Annotated in this window: 2 protein-coding genes; both read left to right on the plus strand. The window is 35.1% G+C overall.

The window, feature by feature from the left end; genetic code table 11:
• Nucleotides 1-1,140, plus strand: a 1,140-nt coding sequence (locus tag MM239_RS20715) for a 6-bladed beta-propeller (protein ID WP_241350236.1), incomplete at its 5' end; no start/stop codon positions are given.
• Between the two features lie 19 nt (nucleotides 1,141-1,159).
• Nucleotides 1,160-1,582: a 6-bladed beta-propeller gene (locus MM239_RS20720; RefSeq protein WP_241350237.1), complete on the plus strand. Its 423-nt coding sequence runs from the start codon at nucleotides 1,160-1,162 to the stop codon at nucleotides 1,580-1,582.
• Nucleotides 1,583-1,680 lie beyond the last annotated feature (98 nt).

Raw genomic sequence — 1,680 nt, forward strand, 5'->3', positions numbered from 1 at the left:
ACAAATGAATTTTATGGGGATGCAGAGATCATCAGGATAGATCCTAAAAACGATATAGATGAGGAGTATTCTATGAAAGCATCGCTAATCGTGTCGAGTATAGATTATTATCCGCTTACCTTGCCAGAGGATATGATTATAGGCGAGATAGAGAAAATGATTCATCATAATGGACATGTCTATATTTCCGATCGCCTTACAGAATCAGTTTTTATATTTACCGATGAGGGCGAATTTATAAATGCTATTCAAAGTAAAGGTGAGGGGCCAGAAGAGTATGGCGAAATCAATGACTTTAATGTTGATCCTAGAACGGGTAATGTGCTGATACATTCGCATATGAGTCAAAAAATCCTCACGTATGCTATATCAGGGGAGTATTTGAGTTCTATGAAAAATAAGTTATTTATTTCCTCATTTTTCCCAATAAGTGATTCTTCTATGGCGCTGTACAATTCTCGAATGTCAAATGGACATATCTTTGAAAACACTTTTCCAGTACAGCCTAGATTTTTTATTGCCAATGAAAGCGAAGAAATTGAAAAACAAGATTTGGAGACCACCTATCGAGAACATTTACTTTCGTATCCCATTCCTAGAGCCGGATTTTATCAAATTGGGGATTCGTTGAGGCTTATGGAGTCAATCAATTCGGTTGTTTATGGGGTTGATTTAGAAGAGGGGAGTGTGTTTCCTAGGTTTGCATTTGAATTTACCAATGCGAATCCTCCAAGGATCTATGATATGGATGCTGATGAGCTATCTATATTTTTAGAGGATTATAAAAACAAAAAAGTAGGTGGTTGGGCTTTTCTTTCTAATGTGAGTGAAACAGAAGATTTTATTTGTGCTGCATACAGTTATAACGGATATAATAATATGACGTTTTATTCAAAACGAAGCAATCATCAGGTCAACATAGGTCCTGTTTGGATCAATGATATGGATAGTATTTCCATGCCAATGGTGCAGACTGTAACTGCCGACGGTGAGTTTGTAGGTTACTTTAATTCAAATATTTTTTCCAGAATGGTGAGAAATAATGATAATAAGCTTTCCCAAAAAATACTGGATTTGGAAAAGAGTCAAAGGGATGCGGAAAGCATTATTTTGGTAAAGTTTAGGTTGAAAGATTTTTGATTTCAAAAAGAATGAAGAGATGAGAAATTTCACCTGCATGATCATGCTTGCAAATTTATTCTTGCTATCATGCGATAGGTCAAGAGCTAGTTTGGAGAAAGTCTACTATGATCAAGAAGGATTTGTAGTGTTCGATATCGTAGATCATAATGAAGTGGATATGATTTACTTTTCAGAATTTGTTAATGCTATTGACTATATACCCTTAGAAACAAGTGAGGCTTGTTTGATTGGAGAAGTTGATAAGGTGCTGATTGACGAAAATCTCATATATGTGTTAGACAAGAGAATTGTAAATGCGGCTTTTGTTTTTGATGGGGAAGGTAATTTTGTAAAACAATTGGGTAGGAAAGGTGAAGCAGAAGGAGAGTATTTAGAGCTTGGAGATATGTTTTTCATTGATGAAACTCAAAGAGACTGTTCATTTAAGTGTGTCTGCTAACTTTACAAAAGATGAACAAGAAAAAGAGAATTGAGGATATTTTAAATGATCCTGAGATGAGTGAACGTTTGAAAGAACGTCTTTACAGTAAAAAAGGG

The sequence above is a fragment of the Belliella filtrata genome (genome assembly GCF_022549775.1).
Classification (GTDB): domain Bacteria; phylum Bacteroidota; class Bacteroidia; order Cytophagales; family Cyclobacteriaceae; genus Belliella; species Belliella filtrata.